This is a genomic window from Bacillus benzoevorans (genome assembly GCF_014207535.1).
GTDB classification, from domain to species: domain Bacteria; phylum Bacillota; class Bacilli; order Bacillales; family Cytobacillaceae; genus Bacillus_BD; species Bacillus_BD benzoevorans.
The window spans coordinates 519,104-540,559 of sequence record NZ_JACHGK010000001.1 but is presented as its reverse complement, the minus strand read 5'-3'; the positions used below and the strand labels follow the sequence as shown (position 1 = coordinate 540,559).

At 42.1% G+C, this 21,456-nt stretch carries 23 protein-coding genes and 2 riboswitches; of the genes, 9 read left to right on the top strand and 14 right to left on the bottom strand.

Annotation, left to right across the window (positions count from 1 at the left end; genetic code table 11):
• Positions 1 to 43: 43 nt before the first annotated feature.
• Positions 44 to 874 (bottom strand): MBL fold metallo-hydrolase, encoded by an 831-nt coding sequence (locus HNR53_RS02745; protein WP_184522499.1) that lies wholly within the window; start codon positions 872 to 874, stop codon positions 44 to 46.
• 111 nt (positions 875 to 985) lie between these two features.
• Positions 986 to 1,849, bottom strand: coding sequence for a gamma-glutamylcyclotransferase family protein (locus tag HNR53_RS02740; RefSeq protein ID WP_184522497.1), 864 nt, complete (start codon positions 1,847 to 1,849; stop codon positions 986 to 988).
• Between the two features lie 593 nt (positions 1,850 to 2,442).
• Here HNR53_RS02740 and HNR53_RS02735 point away from each other — a divergent pair.
• From HNR53_RS02735 to HNR53_RS02725, 3 genes are all read left to right on the top strand, one after another.
• Complete coding sequence (locus HNR53_RS02735; protein WP_184522495.1) at positions 2,443 to 2,658, top strand: FeoA family protein; 216 nt, start codon at positions 2,443 to 2,445, stop codon at positions 2,656 to 2,658.
• 134 nt (positions 2,659 to 2,792) lie between these two features.
• On the top strand, positions 2,793 to 4,748 hold the full coding sequence (feoB, locus tag HNR53_RS02730; RefSeq protein WP_184522493.1) for a ferrous iron transporter B: 1,956 nt from the start codon (positions 2,793 to 2,795) through the stop codon (positions 4,746 to 4,748).
• Entirely contained in the window at positions 4,748 to 4,894 is a 147-nt protein-coding gene (locus HNR53_RS02725) for a FeoB-associated Cys-rich membrane protein (protein WP_184522491.1), read from the top strand. The genes feoB and HNR53_RS02725 overlap by 1 nt, the downstream gene beginning before the upstream one ends.
• A gap of 64 nt (positions 4,895 to 4,958) precedes the next feature.
• Here the strand turns inward: HNR53_RS02725 and HNR53_RS02720 are convergent, their stop codons facing one another.
• Positions 4,959 to 5,465: a hypothetical protein gene (locus HNR53_RS02720; RefSeq protein WP_184522488.1), complete on the bottom strand. Its 507-nt coding sequence runs from the start codon at positions 5,463 to 5,465 to the stop codon at positions 4,959 to 4,961.
• A gap of 317 nt (positions 5,466 to 5,782) precedes the next feature.
• Between HNR53_RS02720 and HNR53_RS02715 the strand changes: the two genes are divergently transcribed.
• Together HNR53_RS02715 and HNR53_RS02710 are read left to right on the top strand one after the other, a co-directional pair.
• The gene (locus tag HNR53_RS02715; protein ID WP_184522486.1) at positions 5,783 to 6,142 is read left to right on the top strand and encodes a DUF3147 family protein; all 360 of its coding nucleotides are present in this window, start codon (positions 5,783 to 5,785) and stop codon (positions 6,140 to 6,142) included.
• Positions 6,143 to 6,161: 19 nt separating this feature from the next.
• Positions 6,162 to 6,554 (top strand): DUF3147 family protein, encoded by a 393-nt coding sequence (locus tag HNR53_RS02710; protein ID WP_184522484.1) that lies wholly within the window; start codon positions 6,162 to 6,164, stop codon positions 6,552 to 6,554.
• A gap of 99 nt (positions 6,555 to 6,653) precedes the next feature.
• Here the strand turns inward: HNR53_RS02710 and cobA are convergent, their stop codons facing one another.
• Genes cobA through cobJ form a run of 11 tightly spaced genes read right to left on the bottom strand, consistent with a single transcriptional unit; the run spans position 6,654 to position 17,798 of the window.
• Positions 6,654 to 7,430, bottom strand: a complete 777-nt coding sequence (gene cobA / locus HNR53_RS02705) for a uroporphyrinogen-III C-methyltransferase (RefSeq protein ID WP_184522769.1) — start codon at positions 7,428 to 7,430, stop codon at positions 6,654 to 6,656.
• Between the two features lie 42 nt (positions 7,431 to 7,472).
• Positions 7,473 to 8,864 carry a cobyrinic acid a,c-diamide synthase CobB gene (locus HNR53_RS02700; RefSeq protein WP_184522483.1) on the bottom strand — a complete coding sequence of 464 codons (1,392 nt, stop codon included), beginning with the start codon at positions 8,862 to 8,864 and terminating at the stop codon, positions 7,473 to 7,475.
• Positions 8,861 to 10,003, bottom strand: a complete 1,143-nt coding sequence (locus HNR53_RS02695; protein WP_184522480.1) for a cobalt-precorrin 5A hydrolase — start codon at positions 10,001 to 10,003, stop codon at positions 8,861 to 8,863. Before HNR53_RS02695 ends, HNR53_RS02700 begins: the two co-directional genes overlap by 4 nt.
• Entirely contained in the window at positions 10,000 to 10,779 is a 780-nt protein-coding gene (gene cobM / locus HNR53_RS02690; protein WP_184522477.1) for a precorrin-4 C(11)-methyltransferase, read from the bottom strand. The genes HNR53_RS02695 and cobM overlap by 4 nt, the downstream gene beginning before the upstream one ends.
• Complete coding sequence (gene cobI / locus HNR53_RS02685) at positions 10,776 to 11,483, bottom strand: precorrin-2 C(20)-methyltransferase (RefSeq protein WP_184522475.1); 708 nt, start codon at positions 11,481 to 11,483, stop codon at positions 10,776 to 10,778. Before cobI ends, cobM begins: the two co-directional genes overlap by 4 nt.
• The gene (gene cbiE / locus HNR53_RS02680; RefSeq protein ID WP_184522766.1) at positions 11,476 to 12,690 is read right to left on the bottom strand and encodes a precorrin-6y C5,15-methyltransferase (decarboxylating) subunit CbiE; all 1,215 of its coding nucleotides are present in this window, start codon (positions 12,688 to 12,690) and stop codon (positions 11,476 to 11,478) included. The genes cobI and cbiE overlap by 8 nt, the downstream gene beginning before the upstream one ends.
• Positions 12,674 to 13,786: a cobalt-precorrin-5B (C(1))-methyltransferase gene (locus tag HNR53_RS02675; RefSeq protein WP_184522473.1), complete on the bottom strand. Its 1,113-nt coding sequence runs from the start codon at positions 13,784 to 13,786 to the stop codon at positions 12,674 to 12,676. Before HNR53_RS02675 ends, cbiE begins: the two co-directional genes overlap by 17 nt.
• A gap of 2 nt (positions 13,787 to 13,788) precedes the next feature.
• Positions 13,789 to 14,439: a precorrin-8X methylmutase gene (locus HNR53_RS02670; RefSeq protein ID WP_184522471.1), complete on the bottom strand. Its 651-nt coding sequence runs from the start codon at positions 14,437 to 14,439 to the stop codon at positions 13,789 to 13,791.
• Positions 14,440 to 14,452: 13 nt separating this feature from the next.
• Positions 14,453 to 15,223: a precorrin-6A reductase gene (cobK, locus tag HNR53_RS02665; RefSeq protein WP_184522469.1), complete on the bottom strand. Its 771-nt coding sequence runs from the start codon at positions 15,221 to 15,223 to the stop codon at positions 14,453 to 14,455.
• Between the two features lies 1 nt (position 15,224).
• Positions 15,225 to 16,139, bottom strand: coding sequence for a sirohydrochlorin chelatase (locus HNR53_RS02660; protein ID WP_184522467.1), 915 nt, complete (start codon positions 16,137 to 16,139; stop codon positions 15,225 to 15,227).
• Positions 16,140 to 16,154: 15 nt separating this feature from the next.
• The gene (gene cobJ / locus HNR53_RS02655) at positions 16,155 to 17,798 is read right to left on the bottom strand and encodes a precorrin-3B C(17)-methyltransferase (RefSeq protein WP_184522465.1); all 1,644 of its coding nucleotides are present in this window, start codon (positions 17,796 to 17,798) and stop codon (positions 16,155 to 16,157) included.
• Positions 17,799 to 17,956: 158 nt separating this feature from the next.
• A riboswitch (cobalamin riboswitch) is annotated at positions 17,957 to 18,142 on the bottom strand.
• A gap of 205 nt (positions 18,143 to 18,347) precedes the next feature.
• A riboswitch (cobalamin riboswitch) is annotated at positions 18,348 to 18,537 on the top strand.
• A 172-nt stretch (positions 18,538 to 18,709) separates the two neighbouring features.
• Here cobJ and HNR53_RS02650 point away from each other — a divergent pair.
• From HNR53_RS02650 to HNR53_RS02635, 4 genes are read left to right on the top strand one after another with little or no spacing between them, the layout of a single operon-like run.
• Positions 18,710 to 19,453 (top strand): energy-coupling factor ABC transporter permease, encoded by a 744-nt coding sequence (locus HNR53_RS02650; RefSeq protein ID WP_184522463.1) that lies wholly within the window; start codon positions 18,710 to 18,712, stop codon positions 19,451 to 19,453.
• A 1-nt stretch (position 19,454) separates the two neighbouring features.
• A complete protein-coding gene (locus tag HNR53_RS02645; RefSeq protein ID WP_184522461.1) occupies positions 19,455 to 19,763 on the top strand; it encodes an energy-coupling factor ABC transporter substrate-binding protein in 309 nt (102 codons plus the stop codon).
• Positions 19,747 to 20,535 (top strand): cobalt ECF transporter T component CbiQ, encoded by a 789-nt coding sequence (gene cbiQ / locus HNR53_RS02640; RefSeq protein WP_184522459.1) that lies wholly within the window; start codon positions 19,747 to 19,749, stop codon positions 20,533 to 20,535. Before HNR53_RS02645 ends, cbiQ begins: the two co-directional genes overlap by 17 nt.
• Positions 20,535 to 21,380, top strand: a complete 846-nt coding sequence (locus HNR53_RS02635; RefSeq protein ID WP_184522457.1) for an ATP-binding cassette domain-containing protein — start codon at positions 20,535 to 20,537, stop codon at positions 21,378 to 21,380. Before cbiQ ends, HNR53_RS02635 begins: the two co-directional genes overlap by 1 nt.
• The last annotated feature ends 76 nt before the right edge of the window (positions 21,381 to 21,456 follow it).

Genomic DNA, 21,456 nt, shown 5'->3' with positions numbered 1-21,456 from the left:
AAATGATCCTTAAACAGGAAGTCAACATTTTTTATCCAATTATTTACTGGTATAAACGGTTTAATTCCTTTTGCAATTGCCCTATATTCTGTTGATGGCATTTTTCTAAATTTCTTGGAAATTTACAGCCTTTTATTAACTGTTGAAGTCCGTTCTGATCATCCTCCATGATCAACTTTCTCATTTTTTGAATATAATCCTGCGCAACTTGCTGCCTTTTCCTCATTGCTAATCTATCACTAGTAGGATTTCCATGACCTGTTACCAGCAGCCTTATATCGAAATGGTCTAATATATCATCTAATTTTCCAATCGTCTTTTCATATTGTATGCTGTCATCATAAATAAAAGGAAACTCAATATCAGATAAATAATCTCCTGCAAGCAGCACTCCTGACGGCTCAATGACAGTGAAAATTCCGTCATCCGTATGACCGGGTGCCTGAAAGAATGTCAATTTTGTCTGCCCGGTGGTTAAAACCGTTCCCTCTGTGGCTATTGGTATGTGTACGTCGGGAAATTCAATCTCATAATTTCTTGTTATGTAATATCCATCATCAAATTCTTTAATTTGCTCTACAATATTTTCTTTTTCAGCACTGCTTTTATTGTTAAATGCTTCACTTGCAATGACATTGGCATCCGGAAATGCCTTGTACCCGATAATATGGTCATAGTCAGAATGGGTAAATAATAAATAGAGAGACCGGTTTTCTCGAATGGATTCTACATAGTTCCTGATTTCTTCTACTTCATGGGGCAGCCAGCCAGGGTCCGAGACCAGTATGCAATCTTCTGTCAGCACCACGGCAGAAATCGTTTCATATAAAGCACTTTTAAACAGCGTTGTATGCTGGTCCTGCCAAACAATCACAAGTTCTTCCTCCTCAAAGGGGCCAGGATTTATTTGATAAGTTGATGATAAATATTGATTTCTCCCTGGCACCAGCCAATGAACAGCCGATGCCGAGAAAAAATCATCCGTTCAAACTTTGTTATTCAATAATAGCTTATATTGTTCTTTTAGTTTATTCAAGTAAGCCGGACTGAGGAAGCCGGTTCCGCCCCTAAGAATAGAGTCCATATAATAGACAGGTGGTGCAACTTCTCGCTCTTTTTTTACCACGATATAGGTCAGGGCTTCTTTTATCATATGATTATCCAGCTTGACAGGCACGATGGCCGGACGATAACTGTTATATTTGACCCCTTCTCTTTCATGAAGGTATGAAACAGCCTGTGATGAAATTTGATACACTTTTCCTTCTACTTTTCCGCCCTCTTCCACAATGTCAGCACGGCCGCCGTCCGATAACACTCTTGTATACCTCAGGGTAAAGCCATCCAGAATGCCGCGGCCGATCACTTGTTGAAAATAATGTTCTTTTTTTGCTTTCTTAAAGCTTTGCATGTCCATACAGCTTCCATAAGCAAAGTAAAGAAGGCGATCATGGTCCTTAAGAAGGCGGTAAACACTCCAGTCACCTTCCTTTATTAATGACAGCGAATCCTTATTCTTGCTCTTTGGCAGAACATAGACAAAAGCCTGCCAGGTTCCGCTATCCGAAAAAATGGTTTGCTCCACTCTCTCATAAAGATTGTCCTGTCCGGGACCTTGATAATCTTCTAAATCATCCACCATTTTCAATTGCTCTGAATCAAGCTGATACAGTTCACCATATACCCTGTCATTTGCCTGCACCATAAAAGGATAACCGTATGATGAATCATATAATTTACCGCTTGTCCAGCACTGTGAAGCAACCAGAACCGCTGTATCAAGAAGATGGGAATGATTTTGAAATTTTCTTAGCGTACCATAAACAAAAACTAAATGACAATTCTCCATCCTGCTCCCCCCTCGTAAATAATGGCGAAACAATCATTATGTACCCATTGGCTTTACTTGCTCTTATATAAATTATGAAGGATCGAATCTCCATATTACAATCATTTCTCCTATTTAACATTCTTTTGGTCCCGCAATACTCTTACCCGGCACCAGGCCTGTTGCAGAAAAAGCCGTTCAATTTGAAAATAAGAGTACCGAATGAAATGAATTTACTTGAACTATAAGCATAAAAAAAATCCTCACCACAACAGCTTTTCCAGCCAGTGGTGAGGATTTTCTCATATTCGCTTATTCAGCTATTTCCCGACTATTCAGTTGACATACCTAAAGATTTTCAATCCTCTGTGACTAGTTTTGCCATAGACTGCTAACATTTTTCTTCAATAGTTTTTTTTTGAATCAGTGTCTTTCTTTGCAACCTTTTAGGTTAGCGCTTTCCATACATAAAACTATAGTAATGTTGCTCTGTTACAAAAATGTCACATTCATTTTCTTGGGATTTTATTGGAATATGAATATGATAATGATATACTTTATCAATAATAAGAGAGATAGGATATGAAGCAGAAGATAGAAAAAGGGGGGACAGGATGTTTTTAACAGATGCAAAGATCGGGCAGGCCGTTACAGTAAAAGGAATAGAAGGAAAAGAGAAAATAAAAAACTTCCTTGTTTCACTCGGATGTTTTGAAGGAGAGCCAATCACACTTATTTCTATTCTTTCTGGAAATTATATCGTCAATATTAAAGACAGCCGTTATGCTATTGAAAAGAAGATTGCCAAATCTATTTTAGTAGAGCAATAAACTATCGTTTAATATGTTTGATTATTCTGAGAAGAGTTTTAAATTAAGCTCTATTACTAGATTTTCAGTCTTTTTTTTTACACACCCATTGAGAATGAATGTTATTCAAGAAATATATTGAAAGGGGTTTATCTATGAAAATAGCATTAGCGGGTAATCCCAATTCGGGGAAAACAACGCTGTTTAATGTGTTAACAGGTAAAACGGAATCTGTTGGGAACTGGTCGGGTGTTACGGTAGCTGCTAAGCACGCAGATTTAAAAAAGAAATATACTCCTAAGGATATGGAGATTCAGATTGTAGATCTTCCGGGAACGTATTCTATTTCACCATATACAAGTGAAGAGGCCATTACAAGGGACTATATTTTGGGTGAATCCCCTGATATTATGATAAACATTGTCGACGGCTCCAACTTGAGCCGAAGCCTGTTTTTTACTACCCAGTTGGTTGAGTTGGGGATTCCGGTCGTGATTGCCCTTAATAAGAGCGATGTTTTGGCTAAACGAGGCGACTCCATTGATGAAAGCGTTTTAACCAATGAACTGCATTGTCCCGTTATTCCTATTTCTGCCAGGCAGGAAAAAGGCATTTCAGATTTAATAAACAAAGCAGTAAAGCGGGTTAATGAGAAGAAACCGCAAACTATGACCCGGTTTTACAGCGAGACTACAGAACATTCAGATAAAACTAGACAAAAATATGTGAATGAAGTTGTTGGCAAAAGCCTCGTTAGAAAAATAGAAGCCAATAAGTTAACGGTTTCGGATAGGGTCGATCGAATTGTGGCCAATACATGGTTAGGACTGCCCCTCTTTTTTGTCGTGATGTGGGCCATTTTCTCCTTCTCCATTGAAGGGCTTGGCGGATATTTATCAGGCTATTTGAATGATGTATTTTTTGGAGAAATTGTACCCAATGCAGCCAATTCCTTCCTTGAAGGACTAGGTGTACATCCGTTACTGCAGGCGATCATCGTTGATGGTGCTATCGGCGGTGTTGGAGCAGTTATCGGCTTCATTCCTTTAATCATGGTGCTCTTCTTTTGCTTATCCCTTCTGGAAGATTCCGGTTATATGGCAAGGGTAGCGCTGCTAATGGATCGGTTTTTCAAAAAAGTTGGTTTATCCGGTAAATCTATCATTCCTATGATTGTTGGTTCCGGGTGTGCCATTCCTGGTGTTATGGCAACTAGAACCATTGAAGATATCAACGAAAAAAGAATGACAACGATTCTGACACCTTTTGTTCCATGCGGAGCAAAACTGCCAATCATTGCCCTATTTACAGCCGTATTTTTTCCAAAACATACATGGGTAGGACCAAGCATTTATATTGTCTCCATTTTAATGATTTTAATTGGCGGTCTTTTATTAAAGAAAATATTCGTTTGGGATAATAGCTCACACTTTATAATGGAATTGCCCGAATATAAGGCTCCCAGTTTGAAATATGCTTTTACGCAAATGATTGATAAGGCCAAAGCATTTATTTATAAGGCTGCCACCATTATTCTTGTCTGTAATTCCATTGTGTGGTTTGCTTCGGCATATAGCTGGGACCTGCAGCCTGTGACAGGACAAGGCACAAGTATTCTGGCCTCAATCGGCGGAATCATTGCTCCCCTGTTAATACCGCTGGGATTTATCGGCTGGCAGCTGGCAGCTGCTGCTATTACTGGTTTTATTGCCAAGGAAAATGTTGTAGCCACTTTGGCAGTCCTTTTAGCAGGGGCTTCTACAGATGCCTTGCATACACCGGGCGGAGTACTATCAGATTTCTTTACACCTGTAACTGGGTTGGCATTTCTATTATTCAATTTATTTACACCGCCATGTTTTGCTGCCATCGGTGCAATGAATTCTGAATTGGGTTCAAAAAAATGGCTATTCAGAGCCTTGGCTTTCCAATTTGGGATCGGATATTCGTTAGCGATGCTTGTTACACAAGCTGGTTCCTTGATCGTATACGGAACGCCCGCAGCTGGCTTTATGCCCTCTATTATTATAGCGGTGCTACTTGTTCTGACTGTCATACTTATCATTAGAAGGGCCGATTTTATACGGACTCAGTTAGGAGTTGAACTATAATGACCTCTACGATTGTTGTCGGAATCATTTTCGCCGCGCTTCTCTTTTTGGCCGGTAAGAAGGCTTTTTCCAATATGAAAAATAATCAATGTAACTGCGGCACAAGCTGTTCGGATCAAGATAAGTGCCATACCGCTAAAAGATAATCTATTAAACTTTTAGAAAAAACCTGCAGAGAACCTGCAGGTTTTTTCTAATAATAGGAGGAACCTATTTTCGATATTTTTTCCAATAATCATAAATCATTTCTTTAAACATTTCGTTGATATCCCCGGGTTTTTGTTTTTCCAGCCATTCGACCTGATCAATAGGCAAACTTAACTTTAATTTCATTTTTTCATTCGGCATTTCTACTTTTCGTATTTCTTCCATTGTTAACCCATCTTCGATATTGGGAAATGTTAGGTCGCTTTCATTTACTCTGTCCAAATCATGATAGAGTTGCAGATCCCCCTCATCCAGGTCGCAAAATAAATTCAGCTGCGGCAGTCCCCCCGGCAAAACTTTTACATTCATGATGGAGCTAATCATTCTGCCATCTTCCAATTCTATTTCTAGAATTAAGTTTTCTTCATTGCGATACTTTTTCAAAATCACTTCCGTTACGATCATATCAAGCTCCAGTGTATAGCCGATACTGGATTCAAAAATATAGAGAGCACTATTAAATAGATAAATACTCTTGCCATCTATCTTTACTGTTTTCACCTTAATCACAAAACTGCCTCCCCTGACAAATATCTCCCAGGACCTATCCCTTCTTCGTAACCATACCTCTATTTTAACAAGAATTATGGTCTTGGAATGATAAATGGCTAAAATTATCTTACGATCTAATGGTTTTGAAATATTCTCCATTTAACAATAAATTCGCTTATTCATAGACTAATTCCAAAACCTTGCTCACCTTTGAACAAATTGTAATGATATGTTCACAGAATAGAGATTGATAGAAAGTCAAAAAGTGATAAATTTGTACATGTATACAAGCTAGGATCGTTTCATTTATCAAAACTAGAAAGGCGGCGCCATATATGGGAACTATTACTTTAAGTGCATTATTGATTAGATTTTTACTAGGAGGGGCGGCGGTAGTAGTATCTACCATTGTGTCAAGAAAATTGGGGGAAAAAGCCGGCGGTATTTTCGCAGCATTCCCAGCCGTTTATTTAGCTGCTCTCTTAACAACTGGTTTAGACTTTAGCGGAAGCGAGCTGATAACACATTCTATCGTTCTGTCTAAGGGAGCCATCATCGGAATGGCTATTAATATTGTAATTGCTGTTATTGCAGGATACCTTCTGCCAAAGCAAGGCTGGAAAAATGGATTGTTACAGGCGATAGGCTGTTGGTTCATTCTATCTGTCGCAGTTGTATTCATTACAGCAAATTAATGAAGAGAAGGGATATTTGATGAATAAGGATTTGCTCATTCGTTTTCTATTAGGCGGTGCAGCTGTTGCCATCAGCTATTTGATTACCGTTATTTCTCCATGGAAGATTCTTGGCGGCATTTTTGCAGCATTTCCCGCAGTCATGATCACGGCGGTTTTAATGGGAGGGATAGCTGCCGGTTCAGAAAGTGCGGCAAAGATTGCAAACGGCTCCGTTTTCGGCATGATTGGCGGCGTTTTTTGTGTAGCAACCGTTTGGATTGTTTTAAATGGCACGAATAATTGGCTCCTTAGCATTATATTAGGACTTATTTTATGGCTTGTCAGCTCCATCATCGTTGCGGGAGTAAAAGAACGGATATCGCTGAAACCAGAGAGCAGTCATGGAAAAGTGAAGCAGAAATCTGCCTAAAGGCAAAATCATTTTATATTTTAGAATGATCTATCATAAATGAAAAGGTTCTTCAAAGCAGTTAACTGAGGAAGAACCTTTTTTATCTGGGCATTTACTTTATTCCATGACCTGCCCGGCAGCCGCATAGTTTTCAAACCACTTAATTTTTTCACGCAGACGCACAACCTCACCGATAATAATCATCGCCGGGTTTTGAATTCTCTCCTTTTGCATGATCTCACTCATCGTCGCAAGGGTTCCTGTAATGGTCCGCTGTTTGTCTGTTGTCCCCCATTCAATGGCAGCAGCCGGAGTTTGCGGATTTCTCCCGTGGGAAATCAACTGCTGGCTTATATAGGCAATGTTGCCGACACTCATATAAAAGGCAATCGTATCAATTCCTTGCGCCAGTGCGTCCCAATTGAGATGCTCCTCTCCTTTAGATTCACGGCCATGTCCTGTTATAATGGCGAAGCTTGAGGCATGCTCACGGTGTGTTACAGGAATTCCTGCATAGGCCGGGGCGGCAATGCCTGCCGTCACTCCCGGAACAATTTCATATGGTATTCCGTGCTCCGCCAGTACTTCTGCTTCCTCTCCGGCACGACCAAACACACAAGGATCCCCTCCCTTTAAACGGGTCACGGTTTTCCCTTCCATTGCCTTTTGCACTAAAAGTGAATGGATCTCCTCTTGGATCAAATGATGTTTCCCTGGTGATTTCCCGCAAAAAATCAGCTCCGCCGTATCACTTGCATATTCCAGCAGTTTCGGATTAACAAGCCGATCATAAGCAATAACCTCAGACTTTTGAATGCATTCAAGACCATATACGGTTATTAATTTAGGGTCCCCCGGTCCTGCCCCTACTAAATAGACTTTTCCCTTCATTATTATAATTCTCCCTTGTATGTAGCGTTCACGCTTTAATTTGAACTATCTCTCTCCGCGCGTCACTAGCTTCTGTCTATATCCTATGCAAGTCTCAATCCAGCGTTTTGCCAGCTGCGGATTAGAGGCAAAGTGAAAATGAGTATATCCGGCTGTAAGACTTTCAGTCAAATAGCCTTCCTCTTTAAAACCTGCCCTGCCCTTTGTTTCATAAGCATATGGTAACTCTTCCGGGCTTTCAAAAGTGGAGTAATGAAACTCGTGCCCTTTGGCCTGCATCCCTTCTCCAATTAAGAAATTATCCTTCCTGCCAATGATCTCCCGGTAACCAAGAGCCGCCAGTTTCTTTTGCATTTTCACATGCCCTGGAATCAGCCCGGCCATGGGATATTCTTCTCCGTTTGTATCGATGATTAACTCTGTTAAATACATAAAGCCGCCGCATTCTGCGAGCGTCGGCATTCCCCCTGAAACCGCTGCACGTATGGAGTTCTTTGCTTTCTCATTACGTGCAAGCACGCTCGCAAATTCTTCAGGAAAACCACCGCCAATATATAAGCCATCACTTCCGGCAGGAATTTCTTCATTATTGAGTGGTGAAAAATAGTTCAATTTTGCACCATAGGCTTCAAGTAATTCCAGGTTTTCCTGATAATAAAAATTAAATGCAGCATCGCGTGCCACCGCAATGGCGGTACTCTTTTCATGCTGTTGTCCGAATAATCCAGAGTCTGCCATTATGATTTCGGGGGTCTCTGCTAATTCATATAATCGATCGATATCAACTGTTTCAGAAATGAATCTTCCTAATTGGGCAAAAAACGGATCCAGCTCTCTGCGTTCAATAGCCGGAATCAAACCTAGATGGCGGCTTGGAATATCAATTCCCTGTTCTGCTTTTAAAAACCCAATCACCGGTACATGGCATTCCTGCTCAATCGCAGCCTTTACGATTTCAAAATGACCTTTACTTCCAACCCTATTGGCAATAACCCCAACAATATTCGGCCCGCTTGCTAATGTTTGAAACCCTTTTACAATGGCTGCTGCGCTGCGTGCCATACTCGCACAATTGACAATGAGGATCACCGGGCTTTCGGTAATCATACTGATTTCAGCCGTTGAACCTGTATTTTCTAACGGACTTTTTCCATCAAAAAAGCCCATTACCCCTTCAATAATGGAAATATCAGCACCAATCGCGGCACGGGCTGTTATTTCACGCACTGTTTCATGAGTAAACATCCAGCTGTCCAAATTTCGCGATACTCTTCCTGTGACGGCTGTATGATAGGTTGGGTCGATATAATCAGGACCGCATTTAAATCCCTGTACGGTATAACCTTTTTGCTGCAATGCGGCCATAATTCCAATCGTAAATGTGGTTTTACCGACACCGCTCCCAGTTCCGGCAATCACTAGTCTTCTATTGCTCACATAAATTCCTCCTTAGAAAAGGACATGACTCCCACGGAGATGGTTACATTGCCGGATTTTTTCTTTACCAGCTCAAGTTCTGAAGCTCCCGTATAGATCCGAACGGCAGGCTCACTTACCCCATAAGCACCGGTATAGCGATAAACAGTTTCAGACGGGGCATGAATTTCAGCCTGATTTAATGTCGCAGGGGAATAGCAGACGAACGCCCAGCCGTATTTTCCTGTGACTTCCAGCAACCCTTTTTCGTCCTTTTTCAAATCGATCGTACAAAGAGCTTTTACACTTTTCAGGGAAATCCCCAGCTCAGATAGGGTCTCAATGATTACTTTTTCGATTTCTTCCGCGGTGGTTCCCCGGTTACAGCCCATTCCAATCGCAACCGACTTCGGGCGAAAGACGATGCCATTCTGAAGAATCGTTTCTTCCTCTTTATTTAACAAACGATGAGTGATAATTAAGGCTGCGTTCGGCTTTGCTTTCAGTGCTTCCTGAATCGAATCATAGATGACTAGATTTTGCGGCAGCGGTGTTTCATACATCCACCAATTAAGTTCGCCTGATTCCTGCACAATGGCTGTATGCTCTTCATTCACAACTGAAGCACTTACGGGTGTCAGCTTCTCAGCTGAATCCCATACCCAGCCAAAGCGCGAGCCAAACAAATCTACCGGGATCGTTTTTTGCACATCAGATGCGGTTGTAATCACTGCTCTTGCGTGAAGAGCAGCCGCAACCTCCCTGGTAAGCTCATTTGCACCGCCAATATGTCCTGATAAAACACTGATCACATTTTCGCCCCGATCATCAATAACGACCACGGCTGGATCTGTTTTCTTATCTTTTAATAGCGGGGCTATCATGCGAACAACAGCACCGAGGGAAATAATCAAGATTATTCCTTTATACTGCTGAAAAAGAGCGGGCAGCAAGAGTTTGACACTGCCTGAGAAGAGCTGAATACCCTTGATTTCTTCGTCACATTTGGAAAATTTATCCATATAATATACATCAGTTTGGGAAAATACCTGATGCAGCCTGCGGGAAATCTCGACCCCATGCTTTGTTATCGCTGCGATGGCATAAGGGTTTTGCTGCTGGATGGGAGCCAGTTCACCTTCTTTCAGCTCTATGCTCATTGGCTGACACCCTTGCGGTATCCATGGGTGAAGGAAACATCGTACAACTTTGAGCGAAATTCATCCTGATCATGAATATTTGGGTCGAGCGCCCAGCCAGCCAAAATCATCGCCGTCTTTCGAATCCCATTTTTTTGCATATCCTCATCGAGATGCTCAAGCGTGGTGCGGACAATTTTTTGATCCGGCCATGATGCCTTTTGAATCACCGCCACTGGAGTATCATTCTTCCAGCCGGCGGATCTCAGCTCCTTCACAATCTTTTTCGTTAATGTCGCACTTAAAAACAAGGCGATGGTACAGTGATGGCTGGCTAAATCACGTAATTTTTCAAATTCCGGCACAGGAGTACGACCTTCAGCTCTCGTCAAAATCAATGTCTGGGTTAAGTCAGGAATGGTTAGTTCAGCTCCAATTGCCGCAGCTGCAGCAAAAACGGAACTAACCCCAGGAATCACTTCACAAGCAATATTTTCCTTTTTTAAGAGAGCCATTTGTTCCATGATCGCCCCGTACATAGAAGGGTCGCCTGTATGGATCCGTGCCACCATTTTTCCCGCATTGACCCTGTCGATCATAATCGCAGCCATTTCTTCTAAATGCATTCCTGCTGTTTTTAATACTTCCGCTTCCGGTTTTGCTTGTGCGATTAATTCATCATTTACTAATGAATCGGTATATAGAATCACATCGGCATTTTGCAGGATTTTTAGACCCTTTACCGTAATTAAATCTGGATCTCCAGGGCCTGCTCCGACAATATAAATCTTTCTCATTTCCGCACCACCATTAATGTCAAATATTCCAGCTCTGCCCCATCAAGCTCGCTCATCTTCCAAATTACTTCTTCGTCCGATGTTACTTTTGTGACTACATAAGCTTTCTCTAATAAATTTAAGTCCTTTAAAACCGTGATCATTAAATCGATCACCTTTGCGACCTTTATAAATACCACTGCATCGTGATCAGCGATCGCTCTTTTCATCGCTTCATAATCACCCCTTGCCGGAATAATGGCTACATGCTCATCACCATCAGCTAAAGGGAGCGAAAGCCTTGAAGCGGCAGCGTTAACGGATGAAATACCGGGAACACTTTTAATCTCTACCTCTGGATGAAGATCCTGCATTAATTTCATCATATGAATAAATGTACTATATAAAAGCGGATCGCCTTCTGTAACAAATGCCACATCTTTTCCGTCTTCTAACTGCTGCCAAATCGCTTCAACGGCTTTTTTCCATTCACGTTCTAAAGTTGCTTCGTCCTTCGTCATCGGAAATACCAAACCTAGCATTTCTTTTTCCTCCGGACGGATATATACGTCCACAATTCGATGGGCATAGCTTTTGCTTCCCTTACGTTTCTTCGGATAGGCAATAACTGGAGCTTCCTGTAATACGCGGAAGGCCTTCACTGTAATTAACTCCGGATCTCCCGGTCCCACACCAAGACCGTATAATGTACCAATGCTACTCATTCATGACTTCCTTTCGTTGTGCCGTTATGATATAGATAGGATTTAATGGAACAAAACGATTCATTTCGAGAATCGGTTTACTTCGGGAAACTTGCACATGCATAATAGATGTTTGAAAACCAGCCTGCGTGAAAGCTTCATTGGCACGGTATAAATTTTCGATCGTTGCGGCATTCAATACAATCCGCCCGCCTCTATTTAACCGCCTGCAGCAGGTTTGAATTAATTCAGACATCTCCCCGCCATTGCCGCCGATAAAAATCGCATCGGGATCCGGGAATGCCTCAAGGCCTGTCGGCGCTTTTCCATGAACCGCCGTAATGTCGACCCTGAATTTATGTTGATTCTCGATACAATTCGCTAAATCAGCTTCATTTTTTTCAATCGCAAATATTCCGCCTTCAGGTGCGAGCTTTCCCGCTTCAATCGCCATGGAGCCTGTACATGTGCCAATATCCCAAACCGTGCTATTTTTCTGCAGCTGCAATGCAGAAAGACTTAAGACGCGAATTTCCTTTTTCGTAATTAATCCTTTATCCGGCTTTCGCTGTGAGAACTCCTCATCATCAATCCCTAATGGCCATCTGGGTCCATCGGCTGTCTTTTTCAAAACAACTACATTTAGGGAAGAAAACTTATGATGAAGCATTTCCTCAAGCTCATACCAGCCTGATTTTTCATTTTCTCCCTGCAGATTTTCCGCGACAAAGGCACGGTACTCGGTCATGCCAAAGGAAAGAAGGTATTGGGCAATACGATTGGGATTATTCTCTTCATCCGTCAAGAGCGCTATTTTTTCCTTTCCATCAACCCTCTGTGCCAGCCCCTTGATACTCCGTCCATGAACACTAATGACAGAGGCATCCTGCCAGCTCTCCCCCATTTTCGCAAATGCCAGCTGAACTGAGCTGATATACGGATAAACCTCAATCTCTACTTTGCCGGAAAGATAACCGCCAATCCCATAAAACAGGGGATCTCCAGATGCTAACACAACAGCCGGACGTGTTTCATGCTGCAATCGCTCAAGAATAGACTTTAATCCGCTTTTCACTACTACTTTTTCTCCCCGGTATTCAGGAAAAAAAGATAATACTCTTTCACCGCCAACGAGGATTTCACTTTCCTCAATCCATTGAATATATTGCGGCAATAAGCTTGCTTGTCCGTTATCTCCGATTCCGATTAATTTAAGCGATGGAGTCAATGCCAACAGCCCTTCCTAATAATTGTCCTTTTAGCGAATAAATCGCCGTTTCAAATTCAATGCCGCCTTTAATATGCTTTAATGCTGTATAACAGCAGGTTTCACAAAGCTTTTGAAAAAATTGAACCTGCCCTGCTGCAGCCATCATTTCACCAACCTGTGAAGCAGTATTAGCCTGAAGAATTTCCTCGATTAGCTTTTCATCCACTCCGGCATCTTTCGCAATATTTGCTAAAAATTCAAAGTTGACAGAGGAACCCCGGGAGTGAACCATCATCACCCCTTGGGCAAACTTTGAAAATTTGCCCATCATTCCGACAAGTGATACTTTTTCAATGCCCTGTTTTTTGCATTGCTTAATGGAAAAGCCAATAAAGTCACCCATTTCGATAAATGCATCTTCAGGTAAATGCGGCAGCAAGTTCATGGCATATTTTTCACTACGCCCACCTGTCGTCAATACAAGATGATTGGAACCGCAGGCTTTTGCTACACTAATTGCCTCTACAATACTGGCCATATAAGCTGAACTGGAAAAAGGAACGACAATTCCTCTTGTTCCTAAAATCGAGATCCCTCCGATAATGCCGAGACGGCCGTTTAAAGTTTTCTTCGCTATTTCCTCACCATTTGGCACCGAAATAACAACCTTCACTCCCCTATCGATCTTGAATTCATCCAGCACCCCTTGAACCGTGGTGATGATCATTTGCCGCGGCACCGGATTGATTGCCGCTCCGCCAACAGGAATCGGGAGCCCCGGCTTTGTCACTCTGCCGACACCGATTCCGCCATCTAACTTAATGCCTGGCGTATCTGCCCAGCACACCTCTGCTGCAATAAGTGCCAGGTGTGTTGCATCCGGATCATCACCGGCATCCTTAATCGTTTCTGCGTAACCTGTATGATCCGTAAAGGCGCATTTTTCAATAATAAACTCAGCATCTCGCCCTACAGGCAGATGAATCGTTACCGTCTTCTGGACCTCACCTGTAATCAGAGCGATTAATGCAGACTTTGCCACCGCTGTTGAGCAGGCACCGGTTGTATAGCCATGCCGCATTTGCGACTTATCTTTCTTCACTTTCTCTGCCATTTTTATTCCTCATCTGCTAAAAGAGAAATCGCATTTAATGCTGCAACGGTAACGGTGCTTCCGCCTTTGCGCCCAATATTGGTTATGAACGGGACTTCCGTCAATTTAGCCAGTTCTTCTTTTGATTCCGCAGCAGAGACGAATCCTACAGGCATTCCAATAATTAAATCCGGCTTTGCAATCCCTTCTTTAATAAGACGAATCAACTCTAACAATGCTGTCGGGGCATTTCCAATTGCATAAATGCCGCCTTCATTTTCACGGACGGCTTTCCGCATCGAAATAATGGCTCTTGTCGTATTCAGACTTTTTGCTTCTGCGGCTACATCCGGATCTGAAATATAACAATGCAGATCGCCGCCATGTTTTTGAAAACGGGCTTTTCCTGTACCACTTTCAATCATTTGCACATCGGCAATGACATGCCTTCCTTTTCGAATCGCTTCGATTCCAGCACGGACGGCATCAGGGTGAATGATCACGCTTTTTCCCAATTCAAAATCAGCGGAGGCATGAATAATTCGGCGAACGATTTTCCATTCATCCTCAGAGAATTCATGCGGTCCCATTTCCTCGGCAATAATGGAAAAACTATAATCATAAATTTTATCTGGTTCCACTGTTAATGGCTTGAAATCTGTTTTAAAATCCATCGTCTATTTCCCCCTATTCAATCGTTAGTCTTGTCTGCAAATGATTAAGTACACCAGCAAAGCTGCGATACAAGTTTTGATACTGAATCGCAGGACGGGCAATCAGAATCGTTTCGATTCCACATTCCAAAGCAGCGTCAATCTTTTCATCCACACTTCCTGCTTTTCCGCTTTCCTTCGTAATCATCAGCGTGACACCATAGTGTATATACAAAGCTTTGTTTAATTCCTTTGAAAAAGGTCCCTGCATGGCGACAATATTTTTTTGTTCAATCCCGAGTGCGGCGCATTTTTCCAAATTATCAATACGCGGCAGCATTCTCGCAATGAATCTTGTATTCTCTAACCCTGCTAATTCTTTAGCAAAAATCTCAAGCGTTTTGCTTCCTGTTGTCAGCATGATGACCCCGCGTTTTTCCGCGGCAAGTTTGGCCGCAGCCTCATAATCACGGACAATGATTAATTTTCCATCATCATATTGCTGCAGTTCCCGTTCATAGCGGATGTATGGGACATTCGCTGACTCAGCAGCCTGCAGCGCATTTTTTGATGCTTCCTCAGCAAACGGATGGCTCGCATCCACAATAGCCTGAATTCTTTTGTATCTAATCAGCCCGATCATATCTGCAGCTGTAAGACGGCCCATTCTTGTATTTATTCCTGCTTCCTGAAGGCTTTTCGCCGCAGACACTGTAACAACAGATGCCAAAATGGGGAACCCTGCTTCCTGAATAGCAATCGCTAACTCCCGAGCATCACTTGTACCCGCTAAGAACAAAATCATGTTACTTTCTCACCTCATCTTTAGGTTCATGGATTTGCCCATTTGGATGACCTTGTCCATGAAGATGGTCGTGTCCATGGTGGTGATCATGTCCATGATGATGTATATGGCTGTGCTCCTCAGCATAAAAGCGGTATTTTTCTAGATCAGCTTCACCGCTCGACCTGCCTTCGACCGCTTCTATGACACGGTCTTTTAAAATCAATTGCAGCTTTGGATGATAGCCAAAATATTTAGCCAGTACAAATTGATGATCAGGATATTGCTCCTGAAACCGGAACAGCATCTCTCCCATCCGCTCCATTAAAATACCGGTAAATAAAAAGTATGGCAGAAGAATCACCTTTTTAGCACCAAGCTTGATGCACCGTTCTATCCCTTCGTCAACAAGCGGCAGTGTCACTCCCATAAAGGCACTTTCGACCCAGCGGACATTTAGCTTTTCCCAAAGCAGCCGGGTAATTTTGTAAAAATCACTGTTTGCTTGACTATCACTGCCGCCTCGGCCAATTAATAAAACCGCCGTTTCCGGATGGTCTGTATTTACATCAAAGCCAGTTTCCGCTAAACGATCTACCGCAATTTCCAATGCTTTTGGATGAACACCGATTGTTTGCCCATAGATAAATTTCACATCAGGATACTTCTCCTTTGCGGCCAAAATCTCAGCAGGGATATGAAGCTTCGAATGACCTGCGTGGAGTAAAATGATTGGAATGACAATCACTTCTGTTGCCCCTTGAGCCACGCAATTTTCTATCCCTTTGGAAATAGACGGCAGACCAAATTCGAGAAAGCATGTTTCTACCATTAAGCTAGGATCAAGAGCGGGGGTCATCTGCTCTATAAAAATACGAACCTCTTCATTCCCGGCCTCTAATCTGCTCCCATGTCCAACAAATAACACTGCTCTCATTCATCTTCCTCCTCATTAGTCCTCGCAGGGTGCAGGCTCTATATTCATTTTTGGGGTAATATCCTGGTAGCGAAAACCTTGTATTTCCTTTGCACGTTTGAAATATTTAAATAGCCGCTCATTGGGATGCGCATTTTGTTTATATTCGGCAACAATATTCGAAACCATTTCAACCAGCCTTTCGGGTTCTATCCCTTCCGCAACAGGCTGACCGGGATGTGCTGTTCTTCCTACCGGTTTAGCGCCGAGGAATAAATCGAACTTTCCTTTGCGAAAAACAATTCCAATGTCATTCATAACCGCTCCGTAGCATGCCATGCCGCAGCCATTCAAGCCGATATTCAGCTCCTTTGGAAGTTCCATTCCACCAAGCCTATTATGTAATTCATCTGCATAGGGAATGGCTTCTGTTTTCTCGCCATCACAGAAGTCACAGGCTTTTATTTTCACGACATGACCAATTGGTGACAGGATCAAACCGCATTCCGTCAGCTTTTCAGTGATGCTGTCAGGATCAGGGGCAGGAATTCTCATCACGATGCAATGATCCGGGGTATACTCAATCGTTCCTTTTTCCCCAGCAGCCTCTGCCAAAGCAAGCAATTGGTTAGGGGTAAAATGCTTATTCGCTATCCCCGGGCTGACAGCAAATTCAAAAATAGTTTCTGAATGATGTTGGATAGCACCAATGTCAGCAGGCTGAGGAATTTTCCCTGAAACGCGTGATAATGCCTCCATGGCGATTGCTAAAGAATTACTTTTTTGTTCAGGTTCTTTGGTTAACAAAGCTGCACCGGACTGGGCGTTTTGAGACGGATTCGCCTCATGAACGAGTGCCCATGGCTCCGCATTCTTATGCAGACGCTGATGAAGTTCGAGCGGCTGCTTTTCTGCATTAAGCGTGTACTTCCGTTGATACCCCCGCGGAGTGATCATTTTATTGTCATAAATAAATGTCGATGAATTTCCAATAATAACTGTAGTCAGCATGCCAATTTCGTGTTCCAGCATTTCTGCCAAGTTGGTTAATACAACACTCTGCCGCTCACGATAAGCACTTTTCACCAGTCCGACAGGTGTTTCAGGAGCACGATATTGCAGCAGGATCCTTTGCGCCTCGATAATCTGCCTTGTTCTCCGCCCGCTTCGCGGATTATACAAAGCAATAACGAAATCTGCCATTGCTGCGGCTTCCAGCCTTTTCGCAATTAAATCCCAAGGTGTTAAATGGTCGCTTAGGCTGATCGTGCAAGAATCATGCATGACGGGGGCTCCGAGCAGGGAAGCACAAGAATTAATGGCGGAAATACCTGGAACCACTTCTACCTCCAATCCTTCAGCTTCATTCCAGCCTTTTTCCATCAACACTTCATAGACAAGACCGGCCATTCCGTATACTCCTGAATCCCCGCTAGAAATCACAGCGACCTTTTTTCCAAGTTCAGCCTGTTTGACTGCTTCCTGTGCGCGGCTTACCTCTTCTGTCATCCCTGTACTTATCACTGATTGAGCAGTGATTAAATCTTGAATTAATTCCATATAGGTTTTGTAGCCAATAATAAAATCACATTCTTTAATTGCCTCTATTGCACGCTCTGTTATATGCTTTACATCTCCCGGTCCAAAACCAACAACGATTATTTTTCCTTTTTCCGGCATCCTGACATCTCCTTACCTGTACACATGAATTTTCTTCAGGAATATGAAAAAAACCTTAACTCATTGAGTTAAGGTTTCAGAAGCCAAAAAATCCCACAAAACAGCAGCATAAAGCTGTCTCATAAATTCGCCTGCTTCACCCATTCCCTCCGAATAAGTTACAATCACATTTAAAAGCAGGTCTCCTGGCTTCGCTTCATATGAATATTGTCCCTTCCCAGTTCGTTTACCAGTGGTCTTGACAATTCATCAGCAATACAGTAGCGGGGGCTGCATCGGATTCACACCGATTTCCCTATTATCCCAAGCTTGACGCATAGGGCACTTTTAAATACATTATTTAATTTAAAAATATGGAGGAATTTTCCTCTACATAAAGTATAACTATCATAAATGATCTTCAGCAAAATGAAAAGAGTCAATTAATCTTTCTGATTTTTATGAATCCTTAAACTCCTATTCTATCAAGCTTTATTCAGCTTTATTTTCACAATTTTATTTACTCTAGCAAATCGTTAAAACACATGATAAACTAAATGAGAAATTTTACAATTGTATAGCTTTTACGGTGCTGATTGAAAAGATTCAGCTTAAAAGGGAAGTTGGTTAAAAGCCAACGCGGTCCCGCCACTGTATGGAGGAGCATGATTATATTTTTCACCACTGTCGCTTGCGATGGGAAGGTTGTAATGATGTGATGAACCTAAGCCAGGAGACCTGCCGTAAAAGGATGAAGCAGTTTCAGCCTACGAGGATGGGTGTGCAAATAGAGCAAATGTGATGGATGATCACACTTATTATTTTGCCATTAAGCACTTCTTTCTCCTTGAAAGAAGTGCTTTTTCATTTCGAATCATGTACACCTTTCAACTAAAATAGGCTGAAGATTAATTTGAAGGGATGTTATACGGATGAAATATTTCAATTTCAAAATCATTTATTTTGTGCTCCTGCTTATGATCGTACCGACGACCTCCTTTGCCATGCACATTATGGAGGGATTTTTACCGCTTGAATGGGCCATTTTTTGGTGGGGAATGACGCTGCCGTTTCTCATTCTCGGGTTTCGCTCTATTCGTAAAACGATTAAGGAAAATCCTGAGGCAAAAATGATACTGGGTCTCTCCGGGGCATTTGCTTTCGTTTTATCTGCGTTAAAGATTCCTTCTGTTACAGGGAGTTGTTCTCATCCTACAGGAACAGGTTTAGGGACGATATTGTTTGGTCCTTTTGCTATGACCATTGTCGGAACGATCGTCCTTCTGTTCCAAGCTTTGCTTCTCGCCCATGGAGGTTTAACAACCCTTGGCGCCAATTCATTTTCCATGGCTGTGGTCGGCCCGGTTCTTGCTTATCTCGTTTATAAAGGAGCCGGAAAACTGAATTGGTCTTATTCTGCAGCAGTGTTTTTAGCAGCCTTTATCGGTGATTTGGGTACTTATTTGATGACTTCGGTTCAACTTGCCCTTGCATTCCCTTCTGAGGCAGGGGGCTTTTTCGCATCATTCACGAAATTCGCTGGAATATTCGCTTTTACACAGCTGCCTTTAGCCGTCAGCGAAGGGCTGCTTACCGTTATTGTCATGAATTTCTTAAAAAAATATAATCTAGCAGAACTAAAAGCACTCCGCGTGTTAAATAAGGAGGCCCGCTAATATGAAAAAAAATCTATTGCTACTAGGCATCGTTATTCTGCTTGCTATTATTCCATTGTTTATGCAAAAAGGGGCAGAATTTGGCGGGGCCGACGGTCAAGCGGAAGAGTTAATCGGCGAAATTAATTCAAGCTATGAACCGTGGTTCTCGAATATTTGGGAACCGCCAAGCGGGGAAATTGAAAGTTTATTATTCGCACTGCAGGCTGCAATCGGATCTGGCTTTATCGGCTATTTTGTCGGCTGGACACGCGGGAAAAACAGGACGACAGAGAAGGATAAAAACAAAACCAATGCTGCTCATCGATAAATATGCCTATATCAATCGTTTGAACAAGATTCACCCGGCAGAGAAAATGGTGCTTACCTTTTTCCTGCTGATGTTTAGTCTAGCAGTTCAAGATATTGTCGTCTCTATCAGCATCTTTATCGTGATGAGTTCTTTAACGATTTTTGCAGCAAAAATTCCGTTTCGCTATTATGTTAAATTACTACTGCTGCCTGTTTTTTTTCTTGTTTCAAGTACCTTAACGATATTGTTTTCTTTTGCTCAAGGGGATATTCCTTATTCTGCTTTGCTTTGGAGGATTGAAATAGGTAATTGGCAGATATTTATCAGTGAAAGCAATGCTGAAAAGGTCATTTCCCTTATCTTTGTTGTTCTCTGCAGCATCAGTTGTTTATACTTTTTAATACTGACCACCCCTGTCCAGGCAATCTTTCAAGTTCTGCGTAAATTAAAAGTGCCGGCATTGTTAATGGAATTGATTGAAATTACCTATCGCTTTATCTTTGTCTTTATAGAATCCGCTCTGAGGATATATCTTGCACAGCAATCCCGTCTGGGTTACCACTCTATAAAACAAACTTTTCATTCTCTGGCTTCATTAATCTCCGCTATATTTGCTGCCGTCTTTCAGCGTGCGAGAGAACTGACAGTTGCCATGGATTCCCGCGGTTACGAGGGCGAAATTCTATTTTTAGACGAGTACTACCAATATTCACTCAAGAGCTGGGGAATCATCACAGGTATCATCTTTTTAATTATCATCGTCTACATCCTGTTTGGAGGGCTGTTATAGTGGATGAAGTACTTTTTGAACTCAAGCAGCTTACATATGTTTATCCTGACGGAACGGCTGCTCTAAAAAATATTAGTCTATCGATTAGAAAAGGAAAAAAGATTGCCTTGCTCGGAAACAATGGGGCCGGAAAGTCAACTTTATTTTTACACTTAAATGGAATTCTTAAATCCACATCCGGAATGATCTTACTAGAGGGCAAACCCGTTCAATATGATCGGAAATCTTTATTAACGCTTCGGAAAAAAGTAGGGATTGCCTTTCAGGATCCTGATTCACAATTGATTTCCGGTAATGTGAAACAAGATATTTCGTTTGGTCCTATGAATTTAGGCTGGTCGAAAGAAAAGGTGAATAAGCAAACAGAATGGGCGATGAAGGAAATGGATGTAACGAGCCTTCAGGATCGACCGATCCATTTTTTGAGCTTAGGGCAGAAAAAACGAGTGGCGTTTGCCGGAATTTTAGCAATGGAACCGGAAGTTTTCCTATTCGATGAGCCGACTGCAGGTTTGGATCCCTATTATTCCAAACAAATTAAACAAGTTCTCAATACCATACATCAAAAGGAGAAAACTATTCTTCTTTCCACACATGATATCCATTTTGCTTATGAATGGGCAGATGAAATCATTGTCATCAGTGATGGGGAACTTCTTTACCATGGTCACCCCGTTTCACTTTTTCAGCAAGAGGATATTTTAGTTAGTGCCCATTTAGAAAAACCATGGGTTTTTGAGACCGCACAAATATTAAAGAAAAAACAACTCCTCTCAGCAGCGAATTCAATGCCGCGCAGCAAGGATGAACTGTTTGAACTGATCCATTCATTCAAAGGTGAGTAATTCCCTCACCTTTTTTGTACTGATTGGAAAGCATAAAATTGCCGCGAAGAAGCATTTCGACGTAGTTGCAATTTCT

Bases quoted from the DNA above. Each gene is read 5' to 3' on its own strand.
- HNR53_RS02740 (WP_184522497.1), bottom strand. From the start codon at position 1,849: ATGGAGAATTGTCATTTAGTTTTTGTTTATGGTACGCTAAGAAAATTT.
- HNR53_RS02735 (WP_184522495.1), top strand. From the start codon at position 2,443: ATGTTTTTAACAGATGCAAAGATCGGGCAGGCCGTTACAGTAAAAGGA.
- feoB (WP_184522493.1), top strand. From the start codon at position 2,793: ATGAAAATAGCATTAGCGGGTAATCCCAATTCGGGGAAAACAACGCTG.
- HNR53_RS02725 (WP_184522491.1), top strand. From the start codon at position 4,748: ATGACCTCTACGATTGTTGTCGGAATCATTTTCGCCGCGCTTCTCTTT.
- HNR53_RS02715 (WP_184522486.1), top strand. From the start codon at position 5,783: ATGGGAACTATTACTTTAAGTGCATTATTGATTAGATTTTTACTAGGA.
- HNR53_RS02710 (WP_184522484.1), top strand. From the start codon at position 6,162: ATGAATAAGGATTTGCTCATTCGTTTTCTATTAGGCGGTGCAGCTGTT.
- HNR53_RS02695 (WP_184522480.1), bottom strand. From the start codon at position 10,003: ATGAGCATAGAGCTGAAAGAAGGTGAACTGGCTCCCATCCAGCAGCAA.
- cobM (WP_184522477.1), bottom strand. From the start codon at position 10,779: ATGAGAAAGATTTATATTGTCGGAGCAGGCCCTGGAGATCCAGATTTA.
- cobI (WP_184522475.1), bottom strand. From the start codon at position 11,483: ATGAGTAGCATTGGTACATTATACGGTCTTGGTGTGGGACCGGGAGAT.
- HNR53_RS02675 (WP_184522473.1), bottom strand. From the start codon at position 13,786: ATGGCAGAGAAAGTGAAGAAAGATAAGTCGCAAATGCGGCATGGCTAT.
- HNR53_RS02670 (WP_184522471.1), bottom strand. From the start codon at position 14,439: ATGGATTTTAAAACAGATTTCAAGCCATTAACAGTGGAACCAGATAAA.
- cobK (WP_184522469.1), bottom strand. From the start codon at position 15,223: ATGATTTTGTTCTTAGCGGGTACAAGTGATGCTCGGGAGTTAGCGATT.
- HNR53_RS02660 (WP_184522467.1), bottom strand. From the start codon at position 16,139: ATGAGAGCAGTGTTATTTGTTGGACATGGGAGCAGATTAGAGGCCGGG.
- cobJ (WP_184522465.1), bottom strand. From the start codon at position 17,798: ATGCCGGAAAAAGGAAAAATAATCGTTGTTGGTTTTGGACCGGGAGAT.
- HNR53_RS02650 (WP_184522463.1), top strand. From the start codon at position 18,710: ATGAAATATTTCAATTTCAAAATCATTTATTTTGTGCTCCTGCTTATG.
- HNR53_RS02645 (WP_184522461.1), top strand. From the start codon at position 19,455: ATGAAAAAAAATCTATTGCTACTAGGCATCGTTATTCTGCTTGCTATT.
- cbiQ (WP_184522459.1), top strand. From the start codon at position 19,747: ATGCTGCTCATCGATAAATATGCCTATATCAATCGTTTGAACAAGATT.